At 51.2% G+C, this 25088-nt stretch carries 22 protein-coding genes; 14 read left to right on the top strand and 8 right to left on the bottom strand.

Features of this window, described 5'->3' with window-relative positions; genetic code table 11:
• Positions 1-132: 132 nt before the first annotated feature.
• Together KF749_08495 and KF749_08490 are read left to right on the top strand one after the other, a co-directional pair.
• A complete protein-coding gene (locus KF749_08495; GenBank protein ID MBX2991193.1) occupies positions 133-546 on the top strand; it encodes a response regulator in 414 nt (137 codons plus the stop codon).
• A 5-nt stretch (positions 547-551) separates the two neighbouring features.
• Positions 552-2780: a response regulator gene (locus KF749_08490; GenBank protein MBX2991192.1), complete on the top strand. Its 2229-nt coding sequence runs from the start codon at positions 552-554 to the stop codon at positions 2778-2780.
• On the opposite strand, the gene ispE is transcribed toward KF749_08490, so the two are convergent.
• Entirely contained in the window at positions 2766-3641 is an 876-nt protein-coding gene (gene ispE, locus KF749_08485) for a 4-(cytidine 5'-diphospho)-2-C-methyl-D-erythritol kinase (GenBank protein MBX2991191.1), read from the bottom strand. The two genes, KF749_08490 and ispE, sit on opposite strands and share 15 nt — an antisense overlap.
• A 215-nt stretch (positions 3642-3856) precedes the next feature.
• On the opposite strand from ispE, the gene KF749_08480 reads away from it, so the two are divergent.
• The 9 genes from KF749_08480 to KF749_08440 all read left to right on the top strand — a co-directional run bounded on the left by KF749_08480 (position 3857) and on the right by KF749_08440 (position 11687).
• On the top strand, positions 3857-5383 hold the full coding sequence (locus tag KF749_08480) for a dicarboxylate/amino acid:cation symporter (protein ID MBX2991190.1): 1527 nt from the start codon (positions 3857-3859) through the stop codon (positions 5381-5383).
• 19 nt (positions 5384-5402) lie between these two features.
• Positions 5403-6233, top strand: a complete 831-nt coding sequence (kdsA, locus tag KF749_08475) for a 3-deoxy-8-phosphooctulonate synthase (protein ID MBX2991189.1) — start codon at positions 5403-5405, stop codon at positions 6231-6233.
• Positions 6230-6733 (top strand): HAD hydrolase family protein, encoded by a 504-nt coding sequence (locus KF749_08470; GenBank protein MBX2991188.1) that lies wholly within the window; start codon positions 6230-6232, stop codon positions 6731-6733. The genes kdsA and KF749_08470 overlap by 4 nt, the downstream gene beginning before the upstream one ends.
• Positions 6730-7506, top strand: coding sequence for a hypothetical protein (locus KF749_08465; GenBank protein ID MBX2991187.1), 777 nt, complete (start codon positions 6730-6732; stop codon positions 7504-7506). The genes KF749_08470 and KF749_08465 overlap by 4 nt, the downstream gene beginning before the upstream one ends.
• A 1-nt stretch (position 7507) precedes the next feature.
• Positions 7508-8503 (top strand): KpsF/GutQ family sugar-phosphate isomerase, encoded by a 996-nt coding sequence (locus KF749_08460; protein ID MBX2991186.1) that lies wholly within the window; start codon positions 7508-7510, stop codon positions 8501-8503.
• Positions 8500-9027, top strand: a complete 528-nt coding sequence (gene lptC, locus KF749_08455; protein ID MBX2991185.1) for an LPS export ABC transporter periplasmic protein LptC — start codon at positions 8500-8502, stop codon at positions 9025-9027. Before KF749_08460 ends, lptC begins: the two co-directional genes overlap by 4 nt.
• Position 9028: 1 nt before the next feature.
• On the top strand, positions 9029-10324 hold the full coding sequence (locus KF749_08450; GenBank protein ID MBX2991184.1) for a hypothetical protein: 1296 nt from the start codon (positions 9029-9031) through the stop codon (positions 10322-10324).
• Positions 10321-11085, top strand: a complete 765-nt coding sequence (gene lptB, locus KF749_08445) for an LPS export ABC transporter ATP-binding protein (protein MBX2991183.1) — start codon at positions 10321-10323, stop codon at positions 11083-11085. The genes KF749_08450 and lptB overlap by 4 nt, the downstream gene beginning before the upstream one ends.
• A gap of 107 nt (positions 11086-11192) precedes the next feature.
• Positions 11193-11687: a hypothetical protein gene (locus KF749_08440; GenBank protein MBX2991182.1), complete on the top strand. Its 495-nt coding sequence runs from the start codon at positions 11193-11195 to the stop codon at positions 11685-11687.
• A 58-nt stretch (positions 11688-11745) separates the two neighbouring features.
• Here the strand turns inward: KF749_08440 and KF749_08435 are convergent, their stop codons facing one another.
• Genes KF749_08435 through KF749_08415 form a run of 5 tightly spaced genes read right to left on the bottom strand, consistent with a single transcriptional unit; the run spans position 11746 to position 15272 of the window.
• Positions 11746-12063: a zinc ribbon domain-containing protein gene (locus KF749_08435; GenBank protein MBX2991181.1), complete on the bottom strand. Its 318-nt coding sequence runs from the start codon at positions 12061-12063 to the stop codon at positions 11746-11748.
• Positions 12064-12088: 25 nt separating this feature from the next.
• The gene (locus KF749_08430; GenBank protein ID MBX2991180.1) at positions 12089-13282 is read right to left on the bottom strand and encodes a pyridoxal phosphate-dependent aminotransferase; all 1194 of its coding nucleotides are present in this window, start codon (positions 13280-13282) and stop codon (positions 12089-12091) included.
• Between the two features lie 4 nt (positions 13283-13286).
• Positions 13287-13787: a pantetheine-phosphate adenylyltransferase gene (gene coaD, locus KF749_08425; GenBank protein MBX2991179.1), complete on the bottom strand. Its 501-nt coding sequence runs from the start codon at positions 13785-13787 to the stop codon at positions 13287-13289.
• An 8-nt stretch (positions 13788-13795) separates the two neighbouring features.
• Positions 13796-14350, bottom strand: coding sequence for a 16S rRNA (guanine(966)-N(2))-methyltransferase RsmD (gene rsmD / locus KF749_08420; protein MBX2991178.1), 555 nt, complete (start codon positions 14348-14350; stop codon positions 13796-13798).
• Between the two features lie 28 nt (positions 14351-14378).
• Positions 14379-15272: a hypothetical protein gene (locus tag KF749_08415; GenBank protein MBX2991177.1), complete on the bottom strand. Its 894-nt coding sequence runs from the start codon at positions 15270-15272 to the stop codon at positions 14379-14381.
• Positions 15273-15460: 188 nt separating this feature from the next.
• Between KF749_08415 and KF749_08410 the strand changes: the two genes are divergently transcribed.
• The 3 genes from KF749_08410 (at position 15461) to KF749_08400 (ending at position 19959) form a co-directional block, all read left to right on the top strand.
• Positions 15461-18817 (top strand): PAS domain S-box protein, encoded by a 3357-nt coding sequence (locus KF749_08410; protein ID MBX2991176.1) that lies wholly within the window; start codon positions 15461-15463, stop codon positions 18815-18817.
• The gene (locus KF749_08405) at positions 18814-19467 is read left to right on the top strand and encodes a response regulator transcription factor (protein ID MBX2991175.1); all 654 of its coding nucleotides are present in this window, start codon (positions 18814-18816) and stop codon (positions 19465-19467) included. The genes KF749_08410 and KF749_08405 overlap by 4 nt, the downstream gene beginning before the upstream one ends.
• 117 nt (positions 19468-19584) lie before the next feature.
• Positions 19585-19959 carry a hypothetical protein gene (locus KF749_08400; protein ID MBX2991174.1) on the top strand — a complete coding sequence of 125 codons (375 nt, stop codon included), beginning with the start codon at positions 19585-19587 and terminating at the stop codon, positions 19957-19959.
• Positions 19960-20064: 105 nt separating this feature from the next.
• On the opposite strand, the gene KF749_08395 is transcribed toward KF749_08400, so the two are convergent.
• Together KF749_08395 and KF749_08390 are read right to left on the bottom strand one after the other, a co-directional pair.
• Positions 20065-22782 carry a valine--tRNA ligase gene (locus tag KF749_08395; GenBank protein MBX2991173.1) on the bottom strand — a complete coding sequence of 906 codons (2718 nt, stop codon included), beginning with the start codon at positions 22780-22782 and terminating at the stop codon, positions 20065-20067.
• Positions 22783-22821: 39 nt separating this feature from the next.
• Positions 22822-25086, bottom strand: a complete 2265-nt coding sequence (locus KF749_08390) for a M23 family metallopeptidase (protein ID MBX2991172.1) — start codon at positions 25084-25086, stop codon at positions 22822-22824.
• Positions 25087-25088: the final 2 nt, after the last annotated feature.

The following is a 25088-nucleotide window of genomic DNA, read 5'->3' as shown; positions in this document are numbered from 1 at the left end:
ACACCCATACATTCCGTTGGAAAAGAGGCCAAAGGGCGACGGAAATACGCCCGAGCCCGTACCATGAAGTCGGCACACATTTTTTGACACAGAAGACGAACCATCTGACAGAAATCAGGAGATGCAATGGAAATGAAGACGGACGAAACCATACTTCTTGTTGAAGACGACGTTGTTGACGCGATGACGGTCAAGAGGGCACTGAGAGAAATCAACGTGACAAACAATCTTGTCGTGAAGGCGAACGGCGAAGAAGCCCTGTCGTATCTTCGGGATACCGGCAATCCGAGACCGTGCATCATCATTCTCGATCTCAACATGCCGAAGATGAACGGACTTGAACTGCTTAAAGCACTGAAGCAGGATGAACATCTCCGGCGCATTCCGGCTGTCGTCCTCACAACATCGAAAGCTGAGCAGGATCGGTTCGAGTCATTCAACTTGAGTGTTGCCGGATACATGATCAAACCGGTGGAATATCCTCAGTTTGTTGATGTCGTGCGCAACATCAATCTCTACTGGACGCTGAGCGAACTACCCGACTAGAAACCATGGATGACATCCGGATACTCCTCATAGAAGATGACATCGTCGACCGGCTTGCGTTCAAGCGGCATATCGAACGGGAGAACATTCCTTTCCGGTTCGACATCGCGGATTCCTTTGCCCGCGCCCTGCCGCTTCTTCGCGCCCAACGCTTCGACGCTGTTATTTCCGACTACCATCTCGGGGACGGAACCGCCCTTGACGTGTGCGAGCAGGCGAAGAGTATTCCCCTCATTATCATTACCGGAGCAGGGAATGAGGAGATTGCCGTCCGAGCCATGAAAGCCGGAGCGTACGATTATCTTATCAAAGATCCGGAACGCAACTATCTCAACATGCTTCCGCTGACTGTTCAAAAAGCCGTCGATAGCAACCGGGCAAAGAAGCAACGCGACATGCTGCTTCACGCGATCATGCACACGAATGACACGGTTTTTGTGACCGATGTGACCGGCACTATTCAGTTTGCAAACAAAGCATTTTGCGAATCATACGGCTACACCGAGGAAGAAGTAGTCGGATTGCATGAGAGAGCCGTATGCGACGAGCATAGCGACGGTGAAACGATCCACCGCCGCAAGAACGGAACCGAATTCTACGTTTCGCTGTCCCGCTCGATTGTGAGGGATGAGCATGATGCGGTCACCGCAATCGTTACGGTCGGACGCGATATTACCGAGCGAAAACGTTCCGAAGAGGCGTTGCGGGCAAGTGAGGAACAGTACCGGGATTTCTTCAATGATGATCTGGCCGGAGCATTCACTTCCGCGCCGAACGGGCGGCTGCTCTCGTGCAATCCTTCGTTTGCGCGTATCTTCGGCTTTGATTCGGTTGAAGAGGCGCTGGCCTTCAACCTCATTGGGTTGTACCCGAAATCGAGACAGTTTGCGGAGGTTCGGGATTTGTTAAGAGTAAATCTGAAACTCGAACATCAGGAACTTCAACTTCGTCGGCGGGACGGTTCACAGGTGTTTGTGATTCAGAATGTCATCGGAAAGTATGACGCCGCCGGCGAGTTAACAGAAATCAAGGGATACGTGTTCGACAACACGCGTCACAAGCTGCTCGAAGAACAACTCCGCCAGGCGCAGAAAATGGAAAGCATCGGCACGCTTGCCGGAGGCATCGCGCACGATTTCAACAACATACTCGCCATCATCATGGGGCACGCCCACATTCTGCTGAAAGGCGACCCCGAATTAATCCGCAAAGCGAACAGCGTCGATACGATCAACCGTGCCGTTCAACGCGGCACGAAGCTCGTGAAGCAAATTCTGACGTTTGCCCGACGGAACGAAACCGTCTTTGAACCTGTCGATCTGAATCATGTGATTCAAGAACTGCAGAAAATGCTGTCGGAAACATTTCCCAAGATCATCGACTTCCGTCTTCAACTGGACCCCGCGCTGCCCGCTACCATTGCAGACTCCAACCAGGTCCATCAGGCGTTGTTGAATCTGTGTGTCAATGCGCGTGACGCAATGCCGAACGGAGGCACGCTCGGCATCGAAACAGAATTGATCAGAGGGTTGTTCCTGCGTGAGCGTTACCCTGAAGCGCATGAACACATGTACGCAGGCATCCGTGTCAGTGATTCCGGTACAGGTATGCCTCCCGAAGTTCTCAACCGGATGTTTGAACCGTTCTTTACAACGAAAGAAATCGGGAAGGGAACGGGGTTGGGACTGGCGGTGGTGTACGGAGTTACAAGAAGTCATTCAGGGTTTGTTGATGTGACGAGCGAACCGGGGAAAGGAACAACATTCACACTCTATTTTCCTGTCCGACGTGAGGATGTTGAGCATGAGGCAAAAGCCGAACAAATGCAAGCTGATCAATCGTCAGGCGGCGAGACGATTCTTGTCGTTGAAGATGAACAGCTTCTGCTCGATCTCGTGAAAGGATTGCTGGAAAGCAAGGGATACAAAGTACTTTCAGCGGTCGATGGTCTTGAAGCAATCAACATCTACTCAAGCAAAAAAGATGAGATTGATTTGGTTCTCACCGACCTCGGACTTCCGAAGATTGATGGATGGGAGGCATTCCAAAGGATGAAAGAGATCAATCCGAACGTGAAGGTTGTTTTCGCGAGCGGGTATATTGACACAACGTTGCGTTCGAACTTGTTGAGGGCGGGGGCGAAGGATCTGGTCCAGAAACCATACCTGCCTGATGAAATTCTCAACCGGGTACGCGAGTTGGTGAGCAGGGAGGCGGAGTCAATATGCAATTGAATGTTCATGAATCCGGGGCACGAATCCCGGCTTCGTGAGAAATGTACGGTACCCTTGTGAACGGAATCGGTCGGCTGTCCGTCCTGCTGTTGCTTCATTCTCAAAAAATCCGAATACCGACGAGCCGCTTCCCGACATCAGCGCAAACACCGCGCCCTGTTCGAGCATTGCGTGTTTCACCGCTCCAATAGTCGGATATTCTTCGAATACAACAGACTCAAAATCATTCCGCAACAACTCCGATAAGCGGGCCGGTTCGTGCAAATGCGCTAAGAGAATTTCCTGCAGAGAAATGGGAACATCAGGGGTTGCCGGCCTTATCTTCGTGTACGCTTGAGCCGTCGAGACGTGAATGTTGGGATTGCAGAGAAGAATGTAATAGGGGAGCGCAAGCGAAAAGTACTCCAGAATTTCGCCCCGGCCTCTTCCTACTGCCGAGCCGTTTCCGAGGAAGAACGGAACGTCGGAGCCGAGTTGAAGAGCGATGGAGCGGAGTGATTCTTCATCAATGCTCTGATTCCAAAACGCCGGCAACGCCCGAAGAACCGTTGCCGCATCCGAACTGCCGCCGCCGAGTCCGGCACCGACGGGAATTTTCTTGTTGATGGAAATGCACACGCCGTCACGAATGCCGAAGTGATTCCTCAGCAACCGTGCAGCTTTGTGGCAGATGTTCGACTCATCCCCCGGCGCCTCATCCGACGTACTCACGACTTTGATTGCAGGCGAACTCGAAAGCTCAATCTCATCAAACAGATCAATCCGGTGAAACACTGTCTCAATGTTGTGGTAGCCGTCGGGACGTTTTTCGAGGATGCGAAGCCCGAGGTTGATTTTGGCGTAGGCGCGAAGGAATGACATAACTAATAGCGTAGACTTTCGGCTCTTTGAATCAAGTAAACTCGTGATATGATACCAAAATCCAGAAAGAGTTGGAAATACTGACATTCTGCAGAATAGCCTCAGGGCTCGCCTTTCGCTTCTTTCACCTTTTCCGTATAATAGCATCGAAATTAGGCCGGGCTGCTCAGTATGCCCCGCCCTGAACTGCCATCAATCCATACAACCACCGGTTCATGCCACGTAAACTGAAACTCCATCATAAAATCCTGCTTGCCCTTGTTCTCGGGGCCATTTTCGGCGCCGTCTTCAACATCTCCAAATACAAACTCGAAATCACCTACCGTCTCGACAAAACGGAGACGGCATCCAAGGTCGTCGAGCGCTGGAAGGAAATCTCGTTCAAGGACAAAGAAACGATGACGGTGAAGGCAGCGTTTGGCGCTGAGGATCAGTTGCGAATCCTGTCGTATGTCGGCAAACTATCTGCCGCCGACAAGGCCAAGCTGATTGTGAACGTTACGCCCGAAACCGGCGACCCGATGAGTTTCGAGAACGTGAGAAAGATCGAAAAGGTGAAGACGATAGCCGTTCTCATCAAACCCGTCGGAACGTTGTTCATCCGCCTACTGATGTTTGTCGCAATCCCGCTTGTGCTGTCGTCGCTGCTTGTCGGCGCAGCAAGTTTAGGCGACATCAAGAAAGTGGGGAGTATCGGGTCAAAAACCGTCGGCTTTTATATGATAACGATTGTCACCGCGATCACCATGGGCTTGCTATTGGTGAATACCATTCAGCCGGGAACCCGGTTGAGTACGGACTCGCGTGAAAAACTCATGGTCAACTTTGAGGCGAACATTGCGGACAAGATTCAGGAGGAAACCTCGATCGACCTCGTCGATCTGCTGATGCGTATTGTCCCGACGAACCCGGTGGAGGCGATGTCTCGCGGAGATATGTTGGCGATCATCTTCTTTGCGCTAATGTTGGGAGTTTCGCTGACGATGGTGTCGAAACAGAAATCCGAGCCCGTTATCCGCTTCTTCGACGGTGTGAGCGACACAATGATCAGGATGGTGGAATTGATTTTGGTGATTGCACCATACGGCGTGTTTGCCTTGATTGCCGCGGTGGTAGGCGAATTCGGATTCGATATTCTCCAGACGCTTGCGTGGTATGTCGGTACGCTTCTTCTCGCGTATGCACTGCATCAGTTCATCACGCTCGGATTGTTGGTCAGGATTTTTGGGGGAATGAATCCGGCAACATTCTTCCGCGGCATCAAGGATGTGATGCTGATTGCGTTCAGTTCCAGCTCAAGCGCGGCGTCGCTTCCGGTGAACATGGACTGTTGCCAGAAGAATCTCGGCGTTCCCAAAAAGATTACCAGTTTCGTCCTTCCTCTCGGCGCAACGATCAATATGGATGGAACATCAATGTATCAGGCGGTTGCTGCCGTATTCATTGCGCAGGTGTACGGCATTGACCTGAACATTGGCGCACAGCTTACGATTATCCTGACGGCTGTGCTGGCATCAATTGGTACCGCACCGGTGCCGGGTGTCGGTATCGTCATGCTGATTATCGTGCTGCGTTCGGTCAATATCCCGGAAGAAGGCATCGCACTGATTTTAGGCGTTGACCGGTTTCTCGATATGTGCAGAACCGTGCTCAATGTTACGGGCGATGCGGTTGTTACCGTTATTATGGCACGGCAGGAAGGCGTGCTTGGCAAACCAAATCCTGATGCCATTGATGTTTGAAAATTGATGTCTTGAACTGATGAATACGATCCGAATCAGAAATATAGAAATAGGACAAGGCAAACCGCTTGTGTTGTTTGCCGGACCATGCGTTGTGGAAAGCAGGGAGGTGACAATGCAGACGGCAAAAGTAGTTAAGGAGATTGCCCGTAAACACAATACTCCCGTTGTCTTCAAATCATCCTACAAAAAGGCGAACCGGACGAGCGGCAAGTCATTTGTTGGAATTGGAATGGATGAAGCGTTGAAAATTCTTGCCGAGGTGAAGAGGGAGTTCGATCTTTCCATTCTTACCGATATTCACACAGAGCCGGAAGCCGCCGTCGCCGCCGAAGTTGCCGATGTACTTCAGATTCCTGCGTTCCTCTGCCGGCAAACAGAACTGCTGCAAGCAGCCGGACGAACTGGCCGCGTCGTGAATATCAAGAAGGGACAATTTCTTGCGCCCGAGGATATGAAGCACGCCGCCGCCAAAGTCGAGGAGACCGGCAACAAGAATATTCTGTTCACGGAACGGGGAACAACGTTCGGCTACAACAATCTTGTGGTAGATATGCGTTCACTGAAGATCATGCGTGAACTTGGATATCCGGTTGTATTTGATGCGACGCATTCTGTTCAATTGCCCGGCGGCGACAAGTCGGCGGCGCAGACGGCGGGGCAGCCGGAGTTTATTTTTCCTCTTGCGCGAGCCGCTGCTGCTGTTGGTATTGACGGGCTTTTTGTAGAAGTCTACCCCGACCCCAAGAAAGCTCTGAGTGATGCGGCAAGCCAGTTGAGGCTGGAGTTGCTTGACGGGCTTCTTCGAGAGGTAACCGCAATTGACAAAATCGTAAAACAATTTGCATGATTACCCGACAATCCCTTTCACGCAAGGCAAAGCGCATCAAGTTCATTCTCCTTGACGTTGACGGAGTGATGACGGACGGAGGTATTTACTACACGGCCGACGGCGTGGAACTCAAGCGCTTCAACGCGCACGACGGTTACGGCATTGCGCATGCACGCGATCTCGGCATTAAATTCGGCATCATCAGCGGGCGCGACACGCCGGTGGTGACGCGCCGTGCAAAAGATTTGAAAATTGCCGAACTTCATCAGGGCAGGGTGGACAAGGTGACGGTGTTCAGGGATATCCAGAAAAGGCACAAGCTTGCGGACAACGAGTTTTGTTTTGTGGGAGATGATGTGTTCGATTTGCCGCTGCTCGAATTAGTCGGGCTCTCGATTGCCCCCGCAAATGCTGTCGCTGAAGTAAAGAAACGCGTCGACTATGTCTGCAAGGCAGGTGGCGGCGACGGCGCTGTGCGCGAAGCAGTTGACATGATTCTCTCCCTTCAAAAGAAATGAATAGTAGTCCGGTCAACATCGTTGTGGAGCCAAACAGCGAAACATATCCGCGCAAGCTGCGAGCGAAAGAGCGTGACCTTCTGGAGTTCGTCCTGCCGGCGGAAAGTCTGGGGTATGCTGAATACCGCAATCTCCTCCGCAGCATGCTTGTGCTCGCGGAAGGAAGAAGAGGGAAGGGAAACCTTGTTCTTGGAAATCCGGATGATGTTGCCGACATCGTATCCCCGCTTGCTCCGGTCGTTGCATACGGCGTTGTGGAAACTACTATCGACAGGTTTACAATTACAGTGCGGGAATGTGTGGGGGATCAGATTGATGCAGAGATTGTATCCGCGCACGGAACCGAGATTCCGGATCATTTTGAAGAGAAGCGGCGATGGACGTACTCCGGTTGGAAGCCCGGGTCTCTTTCTCCGGCTCTGCATTCACCGGTGCGGGAAGTCAGGATTTCCGATACGCTCACGTTTGTGATTGCGACGCAGGAAAAACGCTTGTGGCTTCATGATGCAGTGACGCTGATGAATCATCTTATTCCGATTACGAATTTCTATAATGAGTTGATGCTGCATAAGGGAATTCGTGATCCGAACGTTGCGTTGAATTCGAACCTGCTGTTCGAGCATGCGGAATCCCATTCTGATGCAGACATGCAGGCGGCTTTCATCGCATACAACAGACTGAAGAAGCGGGTCGAGATCGTTCTTGAGCAGCCGAAACCTCAAGAAACCGGTTTTGCCGCTTTCTTCAGAAGGATAGTACGAAAGAACTCATAGTATGAAAGCCGATTCTGATATCAACATCATCGAGGAAGGGAAGAAGGTCGTTCGCATCGAGGCACAATCTGTTGCCGAATTGGAGAAACGTATTGATGCGAACTTTGCCCGCGCTGTTGAGTTGATTTTGCAATGCACGGGAAGGGTCATCGTTACGGGTGTCGGCAAGTCGGGCATTATCGCCCGGAAGATTGTCGCGACGATGAACTCAACCGGTACGCCTGCAATGTTCCTCCATCCTTCCGATGCCATTCATGGCGATCTTGGTATGGTGCGCAAAAACGACGTCGTTGTCTGCATTTCCAAAAGCGGCAACACGGATGAACTCAGCCACTTGTTGCCGATGTTCAAGCGTCTCGGTGTCCCGATTGTTTCGATTGTCGGCCGATTGAATTCACCGCTCGCTCAAGATTCCACGGTTGTTCTTGACGCATCAGTCGAAGAGGAAGCGTGCCCGCATGATCTCGCGCCGACATCTTCGACAACCGCTACGCTTGTGATGGGCGATGCACTGGCAATTGCGTTGCTGAACAAGCGCCAGTTTACGAAAGAAGATTTCGCTTTGTATCATCCCGCGGGAATGTTGGGCAAGCGATTGCTTCTCAAAATCGATGAATTGATGGTAACAGGTGACGGCATTCCCCGAGTCGGGCTGAATGCCTCGGTGCGGGAGGCGATCATGGAAATTACTACAAAACGTCTTGGCTGTACCCTTGTGCTTGAAGAGGATGGTACACTTGCCGGGTTGGTAACAGATGGCGACCTTCGTCGGCTCCTTCAAAAGACCAGCGATATCACCAACATCAGCGTCGTTGATGCAATGACGCGCAAACCGAAAACCGTTCCGCTTGGGAGCCTTGCAGTCGTTGCGTTACAAGAGATGGAAACGTACAACATCACGCAAATTGTTGTGGTTGACAGTACAGGTCGGCCGGTTGGCGTCGTTCATCTTCACGATCTTGTGAAAACCGGTTTGGTAGGAGACGACGCCGCATGAGATTCTGTATCCTTTTTGTCCTCTCGCTTGCGCTGCTGGGATGTGAAGAGAAGGTCAAGCCTTCGGTGGTAGCACTTCCCGACGAAGAACTTCCAAGCCAAGAAAGCTGGAACAGTACAATTACCTTTTCCGATTCCGCCAAAGTCAAAGCCATCCTGTGGGCGGGTCACATTGCGCAATTCTCTGCCAGACGGAACACACTTCTTTCCGACAGCCTTCGCGTGGATTTTTTTGATGCCGATCAGCATCACACGTCTGTTCTTACCGCAAGGCGGGGCAAAGTAGATGATGCCACGCAGGACTTTGTAGCGTACGACAATGTTGTCGTTGTTTCCGACAGCGGAACAACATTGAAAACCGATTCATTGTTCTGGAACAATTCCACCCGAAAGATTACAACGCAGGCCTTTGTTGATATTGTTTCTCCAACGGAACACATTATGGGACATGGAATGGAGAGTGATCAGAATCTGAAGAACTACAAGATCTTCCGTGTTACCGGCAGTGCGGTAACGAAGGAATGAGATGACGAAGTGGACGTTCCTCTTTCTTGCATTCTTCCTTTCGACGTTTACTGAAGTCCGCAGTCAAAGTGAAAGGCTCATTGTCATCGAAAATGCAGACAGCCTTGTTGCGCGGGTTGTGGATGGCGAAAGCGCCCGCGAATTGATAGGGAATGTCCGATTCTCCCAAGAACGTGTCAGAATTTCGTGCGACAGGGCCGTGCAGTTTCAGGAAACAGGGAATGTCCAACTTCTCGGAAATGTTGTTGTTGTGGATGACAGTCTAACGATGAAGTTTCCTCGGGGAATGTATTTTCGTGAAGACAGGCGTGCCGTTGCATACGACACTGTTCACCTTGATGACAGAAGTATGACGCTCTCGGCTCACTTCGGCGAGTACGACATCGGCCCGAAGAAAGCGTTCTTCAGATCGAAAGTTGTCGCCAATGACAAAGAGTCCAACCTGATTGCCGATTCGCTGACGTATTACCGTGACGACGGGCGAACAATCGCTCTCGGGAAAGTCGAGATTCAAAGCTATGCAGACAATCTGACGATTCGGGGCGGGCATTTTGAATCGTTCAAGAAGCAGGAGTACAGCCGCATGACCGTATTTCCTGTTCTTGTCAAGTACGATACGACTGCGAGTTCAGGAACGATCGACACACTCATTGTTCGAAGCAGAGTGATGGAGGCGTATCGAGGCGGCGCGGACAAGCGATTGATTGCCACCGACAGTGTTGAAATCCTTCGCGCCGATATGGCCTCCATCGCTGGCGTTGCAATCTTCTATACGCAAGATGACAGCATCCTGCTTCGCCGGTCGCCCGTCATTTGGTACGAGCGTACACAGGTTACCGGCGATTCCATCAATGTGTATCTCAGAAGAAACAAATTGGATCGTGTGTTCGTATCCGGCAGAAGTCTTGCAATATCCCAAAGCGACACTCTCTATCCCCAAAAATTTGATCAGATAACGGGTGAAGAGATGATCCTTCATTTCGGGGAGAATGGAATGGAACGGATGGAAGTGAACACGAGGGCAATTTCCGTGTATCACGTGTACGAGGACAGTCTTGCCAATGGCCTGAACAAAACAAGCGGCGACAGAATTGTGATGTTGTGGGAAGAAGGGAAACTCAGTTCCATCAAAGTGTTTGGTGGTGTTGAAGGAGAGTACATTCCGGAAAACCTCGTTCACGGGCGGGAACTTGAATATGCGGTTGCCGGATTTGTGTGGAGGGAAGACAGGCCGGTACGCCGCGAATCGGACTTCACATTCACGACACCGAACAGACAAGACATCAAGAAGAAATGACACCCGAAACCCATTTCGTACAAACGTCCCGGATTCTCCGTTCGGAGAATCTTGTCAAAGCGTACAAGAAGCGCACAGTCGTGAACACCGTCAGCATTGACGTGCGGCAGGGCGAAGTCGTCGGATTGCTCGGCCCGAACGGTGCGGGAAAAACAACGACGTTCTATATGGTGGTCGGAATGGTCACGCCCGACAGCGGCAAGGTGTTTCTGGACGACGTTGAGATTACAAAGGTTGCAATGTACAAGCGGGCACGCATGGGTTTGGGGTATCTGCCGCAGGAAGCATCCGTGTTCCGGAAGATGACGGTGGAAGAGAATCTGATGGCAGTGCTGCAGATGATGGATCTCAGCCATACCCGGCGCAAGCAACGGTGCGAGGAATTGATGAACGATTTCAGCATCACGCATATCGCGCGCAGCAAGGGGTACATGCTGTCGGGAGGTGAACGTCGCAGGACGGAGATCGCACGATCTCTTGCAACAGAACCGAAGTTCATTCTGCTCGACGAGCCGTTTGCAGGCATCGACCCGATTGCCGTCGAGGAAATTATGCGGATTGTGGCACGACTCAAGCAACGCAATATCGGCGTTCTGGTCACGGATCACAACGTGCACGAAACACTATCGATAACCGATAGAGCCTATCTTCTCTTTGAAGGAAAGATCCTGATGTCCGGAACAGCCGAAGCGCTTGCCAACGATCCCGAAGCGAGGAAGTTGTACTTAGGCGAAAAATTCAAACTCGACCGCTACGAATAGTGTTCGTGCAGGAACAATTTTGAGTGCCGCGGCGTTTATGTGAGCAGTAATCAGGGGAATGCAATTACATCTTACAGCATTAATCATCATTCATGGAGGAGGGTAGTATGAAAACTGCACTTGTGTTGCTGATGTGCATGTCGGTTGCGGCGTTTTCGCAAGATGCCGACACAAAATCAGATGTGAAGTCCAAGAAGGCACAGGTGAAAGAGATTTCGTCTGAAAATGTCAAGGCGGAGAAGGGCAAGGCTCTCCACGGCTATGTTGTGGATCAGATGTGTGCGAAAGGGATGGCAAAGAAAGGCGATCCGATGGTGCGCGCTGCGAAACATACGAAAGAATGCGCCCTTGAAGAAGCCTGCGCTGCAAGCGGCTACGGCCTGTTCTACGAAAATGGCAAGTGGATTAAGTTCGATGATAACGGAGACAGACTTGCCAGAGAGATGTTTGAGAGCAGCCAGAAAACCAGCGATTTCCAAGCAGACGTGACCGGTGAAATCAAGGGCGAGAAATTCTTTGTTGCATCGTTGGTGGAATCAAAGAAGCCTGACGCCGACAAGCCAATGAAGGATGATGCACACCACGGGCATGATCACAAGTAAGCATTCCTGCACTTCAACAGAAAGAACGTCCTGCAACTTCTGCGGGACGTTTCTTTTTTCACATCTCATCCTTCTTCTTTCCGGAATCAGACGGGGAGGCAGGCGGTGTTTTCGTATCGGCTGCAGGCGAAGGGGTTCCGCTGTCTTTCTTCTTCTCCTCGGCGCCGGATGATTTGGCCTCGTTTCTCTCACTCTTGACATAATCGGTCTTGTAAAAGCCCGTCCCCTTGAATATTACGCCCGAACCCGAACCGACAATGCGTAAAAGCGCTTCCTGCTTGCATTCGGGGCATTGGGTGAGAGGGGGTTCTTTGATGGATTGCAGTTCCTCAAGTTGATGTCCGCAGTTTTTACAGAGGTATTGATATGTTGGCATAGAAAGTCTTGTTGTGTGGTTTCGGTTAGCTGAGCATTTCGAAGCCTGTCTTGATTCGCTCCAATCCTTTTTCCAATTCAGGCAGTGAGCACGCGTAGGAGATTCTGAGACATGAGTCATCTCCGAACGCCACGCCGGGAACCGTGGCTACATGATGATGATCGAGCAGATAGGTTCCCATATCGGCTGAGTTTCTCATGACGTGATTCTGAAATTTCCTTCCGTACAATTTACTGACATCGAAGAAAAAGTAGAAAGCTCCCCCGGGCAGCGCTACACGCACATCCGTCATGGCGGAAAGATGTTTGTACACAACATCCCTTCTCTCCTTGAAAGCACTCACCATGGTCTGCAAATCGGGCGTGGGAACGGTGAGGGCAGTAACGGTTGCCTTCTGTGCAATCGAGTTTGCGTTTGAAGTAACCTGCGTCTGCACTTTAGCGGCCGCTTCGATTACAGCCGCGGGCCCGCCTGCATAGCCGACTCTCCATCCCGTCATCGAGAATGCTTTCGACACGCCGTTTACCGTTATCGCGTTATCGCGAAGGGATTTGATGGAGCCGATGCTGAAATGCCTGTTGCTATCGTACACGACTTTTTCATAGATCTCGTCTGCGATGACAAAAATGTTTGCATCCTTGACAATCGACCCGATCGATTCCATATCGTCCTGGGAGAACACCACCCCCGACGGATTGTTCGGAGAGTTGATGATTAACGCCTTCGTCTTCGGAGTAATTGCTTTGCGTAGTTGCTCGATATCAGGCTTGAAGTTGTTTGCGATGCTTGTCGGCACGGGGACCGGAATTGCATCGGCAAGCTTCACAATCTCGGGATAGCTTACCCAATACGGACTGAAGAACAACACCTCATCGCCCTTGTTACAGATTGCTTGCAGGACGTTGAAGATGGATTGTTTTGCTCCCGCCGAAACGAGAATCTGGTTGTGTCCGAAGAAGAGATTGTTCTCGTGCGTGAACTTTCGAACGATGGCGTCGATGAGGTCGGGCGAACCGGCGTTCTGCGTGTATTTCGTGAAGTTATTTTCAATGGCCGTGATCGCCGCGTCTTTGATATGACGCGGGGTGGGGAAATCCGGTTCACCGGCAGTCAGGCTCACAACATCGATTCCCGAATCCTTCATGCGCTTCGCTTTGCCTGAGAGAGCGAGCGTCTGTGATTCTTCGATGTGTTTGATTTTATCCGAAAGAACGAGCATTCACTCAGTTGCGTTTACGCGAATTCAGCTTTTCCTGCAGTCGCCGACGTACGTTGGGCGGCACGAATCCCGAGACATCTCCGCCAAGTCGTGCAACTTCCCGCACAATGGTAGAGTTGAGATATGTGTACCGGGCATGCGGCATCAGAAACACAGTATCGACATCGGCATCGAGTTTACGATTCATCAGCGCCATCTGGAATTCATACTCGAAATCAGAAACAGCACGGAGTCCGCGAACAATCACGCTTGCATTGTTTCTGTGTGCGTAGTCTACAACCAATCCATCGAAGAGATCCACAGAAACGTGTTTGTTTCCGTTGAACACTTCCTTGATCATCTCGACACGTTCAACATCGTTGAACATGGGAGTTTTAGTTACGTTGCGGGCAACAAGCACGATCACCTTTGAGAACATTTGAGTAGCACGTTGAACAACATCAACGTGGCCGTTCGTTACAGGGTCGAATGTGCCTGGATAAATAGCTATCGGTTTTCGTGCCATGAGCGGGGCTATTCTTGTTCGTGATGTCGGAAGAACGTAACAACGGTTCTGCCGAATCGCTTCTCCGGTCCGGCATGAAACAGTTCTGTAGTCTCGAATTGTATATCCGTCGTGTGTTCGATAAGCAAGTACCCGTTGCGCGTCAACATCTGTTGTCCGAGAATCAACCGGGGGAGTTCCGGCGTTTCGGGAAAGAGATACGGCGGGTCGGCAAAAATCAAATCAAACGAATCCTTGCACCGGCGGACAAATGACACAGCATCGGTTTCGACGATTGCCGTCCGGTCTTCACAACCGAGAGTGTACAGATTCTTTTCTATGTAGAGTGCGGCCTCTTCGTCATGTTCGACGAACGTTACATGTGCCGCGCCCCGGCTTAGCGCCTCAATGCCAAGTCCCCCGCTTCCGGCAAATAAATCAAGTACAGTTGCATCATCCATCTCCAGCCGTGTTGCCAGCATGTCGAACAGCGTTTGCTTCACCCGGTCTGTTGCCGGACGGACGGAGAAGTTTTTGACCGTTTTGAGGATTCGCCCTTTGTATGTACCGCTAATGACACGCATGTGAGTCCGATTCAATTGTTCAATAGCATCATTCAGGACGAAGGGCAATACCGATTGAGGCAACGTACCGTGCGGGTGTGAATTCCGGGTTACTCTCCTGGCGGACACCTTCTGCTACTTCAATGTGTCGGAACGGATCCAGTTCTTCGACCGGGATAGGGGAGGAGTTGCGGATTTCTGCAAGAAGTTCGCGTGTGACTTCAGTTCCGTACACGTAGATGGTGTTGAGCGTCGGGGAAATCCGGTTAAGCCATCCGATCCTCTCAAGAACAGCGCGTGACGAGTGGAGCGAAAAGTAGGCAAACGACTCGACTTCACTGGAACGGAGAATGCTCGCATCGAGCCGCTCTCCTTTCAGGCCGAGGAGAGCATGAGATTTGTTGACTGCTTCGGGATAATTCATACGAAGAAGCCCGTCGGCACTGAAGTGGTCGGAATCCACAACGTCGAGTCGAAGTTGGAGTTTTCCGAGTCCGTGCCGGAGCTTGCCGATAAGATCCCGTCGTACCGATACGGCAAGGATATTGTCAAACTGACTGCCGTTGTGCCGTGCGAGCGTGTGTGTATCGGAGATGAACGCATTCCGAGGCAGCCCCGGAAAATACTCTCCCAATTCCCAGCGGATGTGTTGCAGCATCTGCTCGTGCGTGGCAGTTGCCTCGAACGGAATGGTGTTAAAAAAAAGCAGGGAAGTGTCGAGGGCTACTCCTGAACGTTGTACCCTGACAGGCGTGGAATTCAAGAATTGGTCAAGCAAATCCACAAAGGCGTCCATGCCGGGTGTATCATCCCCGGCATAGTCGAACAACGTGTTCTCCCATTCCCGGGCAGCGGCCAGAACGGAACGGTTGCCGAGACGTTCGATAATAATTGCCTGAGCTGTTGTCTCGCTGAGGTATAAGCCAAGCGCATTGTTCTTCATACAAACTGCATTAGGGCTACAATGTCAGAGGAATGATGAGTCGAAGGGGAACCACCATGCTGCAACTCCCAACCAATATGCACATTTTGGATAGTTCAGTCAATATAGAGAGAGTTGCTTGACTTTTGCGACGGTTTCGCCTATCATTTTTCACACGCAATCCATTCCTGAACAGTCTCCATTGCTTAATGCAGAAAGCTTGCCACCGGTTAGTCATCAGAATCTGCGCTGCGTCTGCGTACGCGGTGCTTGGTATGCTGCCGCCAGCGCATGCTCAACTTCCTCCGTTCGATCAAGAGTGGCGCTGGGTTCACTTCACAACAGAATCCGGCCTTCCCTCGGATAACATCTACAATGTAGTTGAAACCAGCGACGGCACACCTTGGGTTGCAACATCGCGCGGAGTGGCTTGGTTTGATGGCTATCGCTGGAACACGGTTGATACGTCGCTTGTGCTTCCCGTCGGCCGCACGAACGCATTCTATGCACTTCCCGACGACAGGATTCTGCTTGTCACCCGGGGAAAGGCCTTCATCGGGGGAAAAACCGGTTTCCGGTCAATTGTGACAGGACATGTTGAACATGCCATTCCATTCTCATCGGACAGTATTCTTCTCACATCCCGCGAGGAGTTATTTTTAGCTTCCCGCGACACGCTGATACCCATGATGCCGGGAGAAAAAGTGCATGATATGTGGCAGACGGCAAGCGGAACTGTTTGGGTGAATTCGAATGAGGCACTGTTCAAATGGGATGGGGGAGGATGGGCTGAGCAAATGCGGTGGTCGACCACAATGCTGAAATCGCAACGCCACGTACTTCTGGAGAACAGCGACGGACGGGGACTTGTGTCAATTTCCCTTCCTTTCGATGCCTGGGGGATATGGGAATGGGATCGCGGAAGGAAACCCCGGCTTGCCCCGGAAACCAAAGGCTTCTCACTGAAATCCGCTGCGATGAATTCGAAGGGATGGATTCTCGCCATACACGAATCCGGATCGGCACGTTTGAGGCAGTATGACAAATGGGAACCTGTGGATTTTCGCCAGCCTCAAGTGCGCGATATTGAATTTGTGGGCTATCGTAAGAACGATGACTTGTGGATTGGTACTCAGCGCGGTCTTTTTCTTTTTAGAGAAACATCCCGCCGCTGGACGTATCTCCAGTACGAATTCCCGGATCCCCGCAACTCGATTAATGAAATCATCAAAACCAGAGACGGATCTTTGTGGATTGCCTCAGCCAAAGGAATAGAGATTCGTAAGCCCAATGGAACCGTGAAAACAATTTACAAGATTCTGGGTGTGCATCTGTATGTGGTTACAGGTTTGATTGAAGATAGAGACGGAAATGTGTGGATCTCCAGCGGCGGCGGTTTTGACGGTGCTTTTCGATGGGATGGAAAACAGTGGCAACGCTTTGCCCGAGGCACACCTCTTGAAGGGAACAAGGTTCACAAAATCCGAATGGATTCTGAAGGCAGGCTTTGGTTTCTTGCGATTTGGCCTGTCTTTCCCCTCACTGATTCTACCGTCCTTCTTGGTGCCTACGTCTATGCAAACGGCAAGTTCGAGTCTCACTGGGGGGAAAAAGAGGGCCTGCCCTCGCGGAAAGTATATGCATTTGCCGAGGGAAGGGATGGGGCACTTTGGTTCGGTACGTTTGCCGGATTGGCCAGACTGAAGGGGGGAGATTGGACATATTGGAGATCCCCCGCTTCCAAGAATCCATCGGGTGTCGACAGAATCTTCGCACTGTGTATCGGCAATGATGACAAAGTATGGTTTTCGACGCAAAGTCATGGCGTAGCGTATATTGATGACCGCGATTCGATTCATTGGTTTAGCATTGCCGACGGTCTTGTAAACAACGAGGTATGGGATCTGAGGGTTGATGATCGGGGGCGAATCTGGGCGGCAACGTCGGGCGGATTGAGCCACTACGATAATGATATTTGGACGTCGATTGACTCTCGCACCGGGCTTTCCGGTGCAGAACTGTGGCCGGTTCTCCCGACAGAGGACAAAGTGTATGTCGGCACGCGTGGCCGGGGCGTCTCCATTCTTGACCGCTCAACAGAACAATTACCCGCCCCGAAAATTGTGATTGAACAACCCACAACCCATGCATCCTCGGCCGTGGTGCTGTGGAGTGTTTTCGCGTATTGGGGCGATCCGGCATCGAGCAGCATCCTAACACGCTATCGGCTCAATACCGGACGATGGTCATCTTGGAACACAAAGCGAACCGTAACCATTGACAATCTTTCGCCGGGTGTGTACTCAATTCAAATGCAGGCCATCAGCCCCTTTGGCGTCTTTGATCCCGCGGGGGCATCAGCTTCCTTTGAGATTGTGGCACCGCTGTACCGCCAACCAATTGTGCTCGTGCTTGCGGGGGGCTTAGTCGGTTTGGTGCTGACTTTCGGAGGGGTCCTGTATAACAGAAAGGTTCGGTATGATGCGGAACTCCGTGCAAGTGAATCGAAATTCCGGGCGATATCCGAAACAACCTCTTCCGCACTTCTCATCTACAATGAACACAAGGTGCTGTTTGTCAATCCGAGCGCAGAGGTTCTGACAGGTTTTTCGGCAGACGAATTGTTGAAGGATAGTATTTTCAACATCGTTCATCCCGATTCTCGGGAAGAATTCAGACAACAAAGCCTTCTCTTCCGCCGGCATGACGAAGGCACCCGGCGCGCTGAACTGAAGATTCTCAAGAAGGGCGGTGAAGAGTGTTGGATTGACTATTCGGAGGGAAGGCTCAACTTCAACGGTAAACAAGCGATCGTCGGAACCGGATTTGACGTGACTGAACGAAAAAAGGCTGAGGAGAAAATTCTGGCCAACCAGCATCAACTCCGTTCGTTGGCGGCAGAATTATCCGTTACCGAAGAGCGTGAGCGCCGCAGCCTGGCAACCACGCTGCATGATTCCGTCGGGCAGGCGCTTGCCGTATGCAAAATCAAACTCGGCTTGTTGCAGAAAACCGCATCGACGGACGGGCCGGCGGATGCCATGAACGAGATACGTTCATTGATTGAGACGGCTATCTACCATACCCGCACTCTCACCTTCGAGTTAAGTCCGCCCACCCTGCACGAACTCGGATTGGTAGCCACTCTTGATTGGCTTGCCGAGCAGTTTCATACACAACACAACATCTCGGTGAGCGTAGACGCCGACAAATCAAAATTGCCGCTTACCGACGAAATAAGAACATTAATGTTTCACTCGGTGCGCGAGTTGCTGCTCAATGTGGCAAAACACGCCAAAGCGAAAAACGTCATCATCTCTGTCGGAATCAGACAGCATCATCTGCACGTTTCCGTATCTGATGACGGAGTAGGTCAGGATCTGAAACAAGAAAGGGAAGGCCGGTTGCGTAATCAGGGTTTCGGCTTGTTCAACATCCGCGAACGGTTTGCACAGATCGGCGGACGGATGGAGATTGTGTCGTCCAAAGGGTCCGGCACGTCGGTTGAACTCATCCTTCCCATTCAAAAACAGAATGCTATTCAGAGTCAGGGAATACGTGTATGAACAATCGCATCTTGTTGGTTGACGATCACAAGATTCTTCGGGATGGTTTGCGTGCCTTGCTGGATACGCAGATGAACAATACCGTTGTCGGAGAAGCCGAGGATGGAAGCCAAGCCCTCCGGCTTGCCGGTGAACTTTCTCCGGATATCATCATCATGGACATCTCACTTCCGGATATGACCGGCATTGACGCGACACGGGAGATTTTGAAGTCGTCTCCGTCGGTGAAGATTATTGCCCTTTCGATGTATTCCGACAAGCGGTTCGTTACCGACATGTTGCGGGCGGGCGCCTCAGGCTATCTGCTAAAGGATTGTGCATTTGAAGAGCTGGAGGAAGCAATAGAAACAGTAAGCAAAAACGGCAAGTACATCAGTCCGAACTTGACGGACGTGGTCGTTTATGACTACATTGACATTCTCCAGAAAACGAAGTCCGTAACTTCGTCTCTGCTCTCAACACAGGAGATCCAAGTCTTGACCCGTCTTGCAGAGGGGCAGAATATGAAGCAGATCGCTACTGAATTGAACATTTCGGTCAAAACCGTGGAAACCTACCGTGCACGCATTGCTGAAAAACTCAACATCCATTCGTTAGCTGACCTCATAAAATACGCAATCCGCGAAGGATTGATCAAATTGGACAACTGAGACTCGTTTTCCCTGACAGGCGTGTGGGGAATAAGCGAAACAAAATCAGGAATTTCCTGATTGTTTCTTGCCTTTGTTTGTCTATCTTTGCTGCGTGTTCATGAGAAATCCCCCACAATGAAACCAACATCAGAAGTTGACACAATCCGCCAAGCGCTTTCACCCGCAGCGCCGCCGCAACACGTTCCCGGTCTCTCCTATGGAAAGCAGCAGCAATTGCAGAGAGTTCAGGAACTCACTCACGCAAACCGGCCCCCGAGGCAATACTCGTCTATTGAGTTTCTGCTGAAGAACGACGGATTCGTAACCCTGCAGCTTTTCGATAGTGCAGGCGAAGAGATTGCGCGAATCTTCAATGAGGCGCCATTCAAGGCGGGCGTTCACTATGTGGGTTTGGCGGAAAATGAATTGAAATTCCCGCGCTTGTACAGACTTTCGGTGAGAAGTGAGGGGACTATCTTCGAGGATGTACGGAGAATAGGAACACGCTAACACCGGAAAGCTGCGATGGAGGAACGGGATTGTTCTCCCGGCGATACCATTCCGGTTGTTTCAGATATGAAGAATGGGCAGACAACATGCTTTGCCCGTTTTTCCTTAACTGAACGCATCGTAACTCCTTTGCAATTTCTCGAGGGTCTCGCCGAAATTTTTCATCTTCTCGTTCTCTTTCTCCACTACATCCTTCGGCGCTTTGTCGACAAATTTCGGGTTCGTGAGTTTTTCCTGAACATTCTTCAGGAGGTTTGAGAGTCGGTCAATCTCCTTTGCAAGCCGTGCCTTCTCCACGGCAACATCAATAATCCCCTCAAGCGGAACGAAAAGTTCGGCTCCCTGCGCAACGGCGCTTGCTGAAACTTTGGGGCGTGTGGAATCGTGCAGGAATGTGAGCGAAGCGACGCGGGCAAGCCGCTTCAGATAGCCGCTGTATTGTTGGACCCGATCTTCCTTGTGCATGCCGGAGAGTTTCACTACGAGAGAGAGTTCTTTTGATGGCGGTATGCTCATCTCTCCCCGGATGTTGCGTACCGACTCAATCACGTTCTGCACGAACTGCATTTCATTCTCCACTTCTTTGTCCACAAACGACGTGTCGGGTTCAGATATCCGCGAGCGCATGATCGTTTCCCCTGTGCCTCGCTGACGGATGTGTTGCCACAATTCTTCCGTCACAAAAGGCATAACGGGATGGAGAAGGCGCAGCGCAGCATCATACAGGTCAAGAGCCCTCGACACGACAGCTTGCTTGATATCTGCAGGCTCATCGCCGTAAAATCTTGACTTCACCATTTCGATGTACCAGTCGCAGTAGTCATGCCAGAAGAAATCGTAGATCACTTTCGTGACTTTGTTGATTTCGAATTCATCCATTACCTTCTGGATGTCGAGAGCCGTTGAATGATACCGGGAAAGAATCCACCTGTCTGCTAAATCAAGATGATCAATGTTGAATTCCGTTTTCTTTGCGGCCTCGCCGATCTGGTCGCGATTCATCAGAAGAAAGCGGCCTGCATTCCAGATCTTGTTGGCGAAGTTCCGGCCGATTTCATTCTTCTCCTTTGCGTAGATGATATCCTGTCCCAACGGCGCGAGATAGAGTATTGTGAAGCGGACGGCATCGGCTCCGTATTCCGCAATCAAGTCGAGCGGCTCCGGTGAATTGCCGAGCGACTTCGACATTTTCCGTCCTTTCGCATCCCGCACGATGCTTGTGAAGTACACATGCTTGAAGGGGATGTTCTTCTTCGGATCGTTGCTTCCCGTGAAGCTCGGCCCGAAATACAGGCCCGACATGATCATGCGTGCGACCCAGAAGAAAATGATCTCCGGGGCGGTAACCAGCGTATCCGTCGGATAGAAATAGGCGAGATCGTTTTTCTTGCCGAGCTTCTCATGCTGTGGCCAGTCGTGAACCGAAAAAGGCCAGAGCCAGGACGAGAACCACGTATCCAGCACATCTTCATCCTGACGAAGGGATGCCACGGAGTCGAGGCCGAGTTTCTTGCGAGCTTCGTCTTCGCTACGCGCAGCTGTGAAGCGTCCGTCATCAGCATAGTACACAGGAATGCGATGTCCCCACCATAGTTGGCGCGAGATGCACCAGTCGCGGATATTCGTCATCCAGTGTTCATACACCTTCGTCCAACGATCGGGGTAGAACGAGATTGTGCCATCAAGTACAACCTTCAAGGCGGGTTCGGCAAGCGGCTTCATCTTCACAAACCACTGGTCTGAAAGATACGGCTCGATCACCGTGTCGCAGCGATAACACCTTCCGATATTGTTGACATGATCTTCGATCTTAAGAATCAATCCTTGTTCCTCAAGATCGTTGAGAACGGCCCTTCGTGCCTCATACCGATCCATCCCCCGGTACTGTGCCGGAGCTTCGTCGTTTAGAGTCGCCGAGACGTCGAAGATATTTATTTGGGGGAGATTGTGCCGCTGCCCGACCCAGTAATCGTTCGGGTCGTGAGCCGGAGTAATCTTGACCATTCCCGAGCCGAATGATGCGTCAACATATTCGTCGGCAATGATGGGGATCTCGCGCCCCGTCAGCGGCAACTCTACCATCGTTCCGACAAGATGGATATATCGCGGATCGTTCGGATTGACTGCGACGGCCGTATCGCCTAACATTGTCTCGGGCCGGGTGGTTGCCACGATCGCAAAATCGGACGTTTCGCGAATCGGGTACTTGAGATAGTAAATCTTCCCCTGTTGTTCAGAGTAATTCACTTCATCGTCGCTGATGGCGGTATGATCTTTCGGACACCAATTGACGATATACTTGCCGCGATAGATGAGGCCGTCATCGAACATACGGACGAAGACTTCACGTACGGCAACGGAGAGTGTTGCATCCATCGTGAAGCGTTCACGTTGCCAGTCGCACGAGCATCCGAGCGTGCGCAATTGTTTGATGATAACGCCTCCGTACCGTTCTTTCCACTCCCACACACGCTTGACGAACTGTTCACGCCCGAGATCGTGGCGGGTTTTGTTTTCCTTCTTCAGAGATTTTTCAACAACATTTTGCGTTGCGATGCCCGCATGATCAGTTCCGGGAATCCAGCATGCTTCAAATCCCTTCATTCGCTTGTAGCGGATGAAAGCATCCTGAAGTGTATTGTTGAGAATATGCCCCATGTGAAGAACGCCCGTAACGTTCGGAGGGGGAATGACGATTGTGTACGAAGGCTTCGACGGGTTCACTTCCGCATGGAAAAAATCATGACTTTCCCAATACGCGTACCACTTTGATTCGACTTCGTTAGGCGAATAGACTTTGGCAAGAGATGATGAATCTGACAAGAATGTCTCCGTAATGCTTGTAAGAAGTAAGGATGAGTGTCAGCGTACCGTGAAGGTCCGGCGTACTTCGCCGGAATTGCCGATTCTATCTTTCAGAAGAATCAGAAGAGAGTGGGAACCGCGTGCAAGAGGCGTTTTGAACCGATGCTCAACCCGACGATGTTCACCGTCGATTTCCGGAATTGCGAACACGCCATTAATGTAGAGCTTTAGCTCGTCATATTCAACGCCGCTCATGTTGTCGCGAACATTGAACACGATTCTATGAGGCTGTTTTCCGTAGGTTGTCGGCAGTCTGAGATTCGAAACAGCCGGCGGCTGAGAGTCTGTCAGCAGTGCAATATCAACAGGCGTGCGACGAAGATGGCCTGTGAAGTACTCACCCTCCCTCTGATTGGTTAGAAGTATCCACGAATTGCGTCGGCGAAAGAAGAGGCCTTGGTTGTGTTCATGCGGGTCCGGCCGAAGCCTGACCCGGAGTCCTCCATCCAACACAACATGCTTCGGAAAAAGAGAATACCGCATGTCACCCGTCCTCTTTGCTTCAAGAAAGAGAGGCTTGTACACCGATGAAGAATCAGCAATAATGTGCAGCCTGCCTCCATCAATCGAAATCACCGAGGGTTGGCCGGGAAGAACGGGGTAGAGTGTCATCTCTTTCTGCTGAGTCTGAAGATGCCCGTTGACTTCATATTCTGCAAAGAGCGTCCGTCTTCCCATGTGGGACGCAAGGGGGCGGAACGTTGCCGTGTAGAAATTGTATTCCACCGGAGCCACAGTCAATGTTCTTGACGAAGATCCTTCGACGAGGGCGATTGATGGAGTTGATGTGAAGGCGCCATCCGTTTTCAATGAAATGCGGACAAAGTCTTGCTCGACCTTGTGATCAAACTCCACACGCGCTGCGGGTAAGCTCCTCTTTTTGGGGAAGTAGTATGCCGGTAGCGTGCTTGGAGCATATCGATCCCACCCTTCGATTCGGAGAACGTCGTAGTTCCCTTTGATTCCCGACAACCGCACAGCCGCTCCTTCTTGTCTCAGAAACTCCTCCTTCCATCGTATCCGGCCCTGTTTGGAAATGATTGATGAAAACAATCTCAATCTGTTCAATTCTGCCCCGCCGGAATTGAACTGCAGCAATCCCGAGGATTCCGCGATGGAAAGTTTCCCCGGATTTGAGAATACAATCGTTCCGGATATTTCGGAAGAATTCTTCCAGAAATCGCTGGTTACAATCCTGTATCTGTGCGGTCCACTGTGGAACAGCGCCGTGTTGATGATGCCCGCGTTGTCGGTCTGAGGATGGTGGAAGGGAAGACGGTTGGGCGAGTGCATGTAGAGCTTTGCAATTTTGCCCCCTTCCTCCGCAACCAAAGCGTAGTCGAAATACAAGCCCGACTGCAAGTCGCCGGAAGAAGGAGCACGGTCGAGCTGCACGGAGTAAATCAACGAATCATTCAGGAAAACCCTGATGCTGTACACGCCGTTTCTGAATCGTGAATTGTCGATCCTGTCTCTCACATCAACGGCAAAGCCAAATGAACCGTAGACGTAAATTGTATCACGAACTACCGTTGTGCCTTGCAAGGGATTCTTAAACCGAATAACATGAGAGTCGAATGAGCCATTTACGACAGATTCTTCTCCGAGGGGCGTTACCGCAAGAAGGTAGAAACTGGGGAGGAGATTGTCGGGAAACGTAAAGTGCGGAGAAAGAAGCGGGTTGACAAAGTTTCTGTTCTGATCACGAATTTCGAAATGGAGATGGGGGGAGCCTGTGCCTGTTTCACCGGTATACGCAATGAGTTCGCCTTTCTTGACAGGAAACTGCTGCGGCCCGCAGTCAATATCCACCGGATAGCGTTCGAGCCGGAGTTGTTCTCTTTCCACAAATGCGTCAATTGCTTCGTTGAAATTTCTCAGGTGTGCGTATGTCGTCGAGAATCCGTCTGCATGACGAACCCAGAGCATTTTGCCGTATCCGGTAGGACTCACGAGAATCCGTTCAACATATCCATCCCGCGAAGCAAACACTCTGAATCCGGTATCATCGCCCGTGCTGACATCAATACCGCCGTGGAAATGTGTGCTGCGATACTCGGCGAATACCGACGTGACAAGCCGCCCTGCATCGGTAGGCCACATGTAATCGGAGAAATCCGTGCGAAGTGAATCGTAGAGAAGTCCGGCCGGCGGAAGAAGGCGAAGCGCCTCTTCGCTGCTGTTCGGATGTTCAGTGACGGGAGAACGAATGAGCGAGAGGAAGAAGATACAGCAGAAACACAACACCAAGAACCTGACCATGT

This window comes from Bacteroidota bacterium (assembly GCA_019637975.1).
GTDB lineage: Bacteria > Bacteroidota > Ignavibacteria > UBA10030 > UBA6906 > CAADGV01.
The sequence above is the reverse complement of the archived record's forward strand: the minus strand, read 5'-3'. Positions and strand labels throughout refer to the sequence as shown.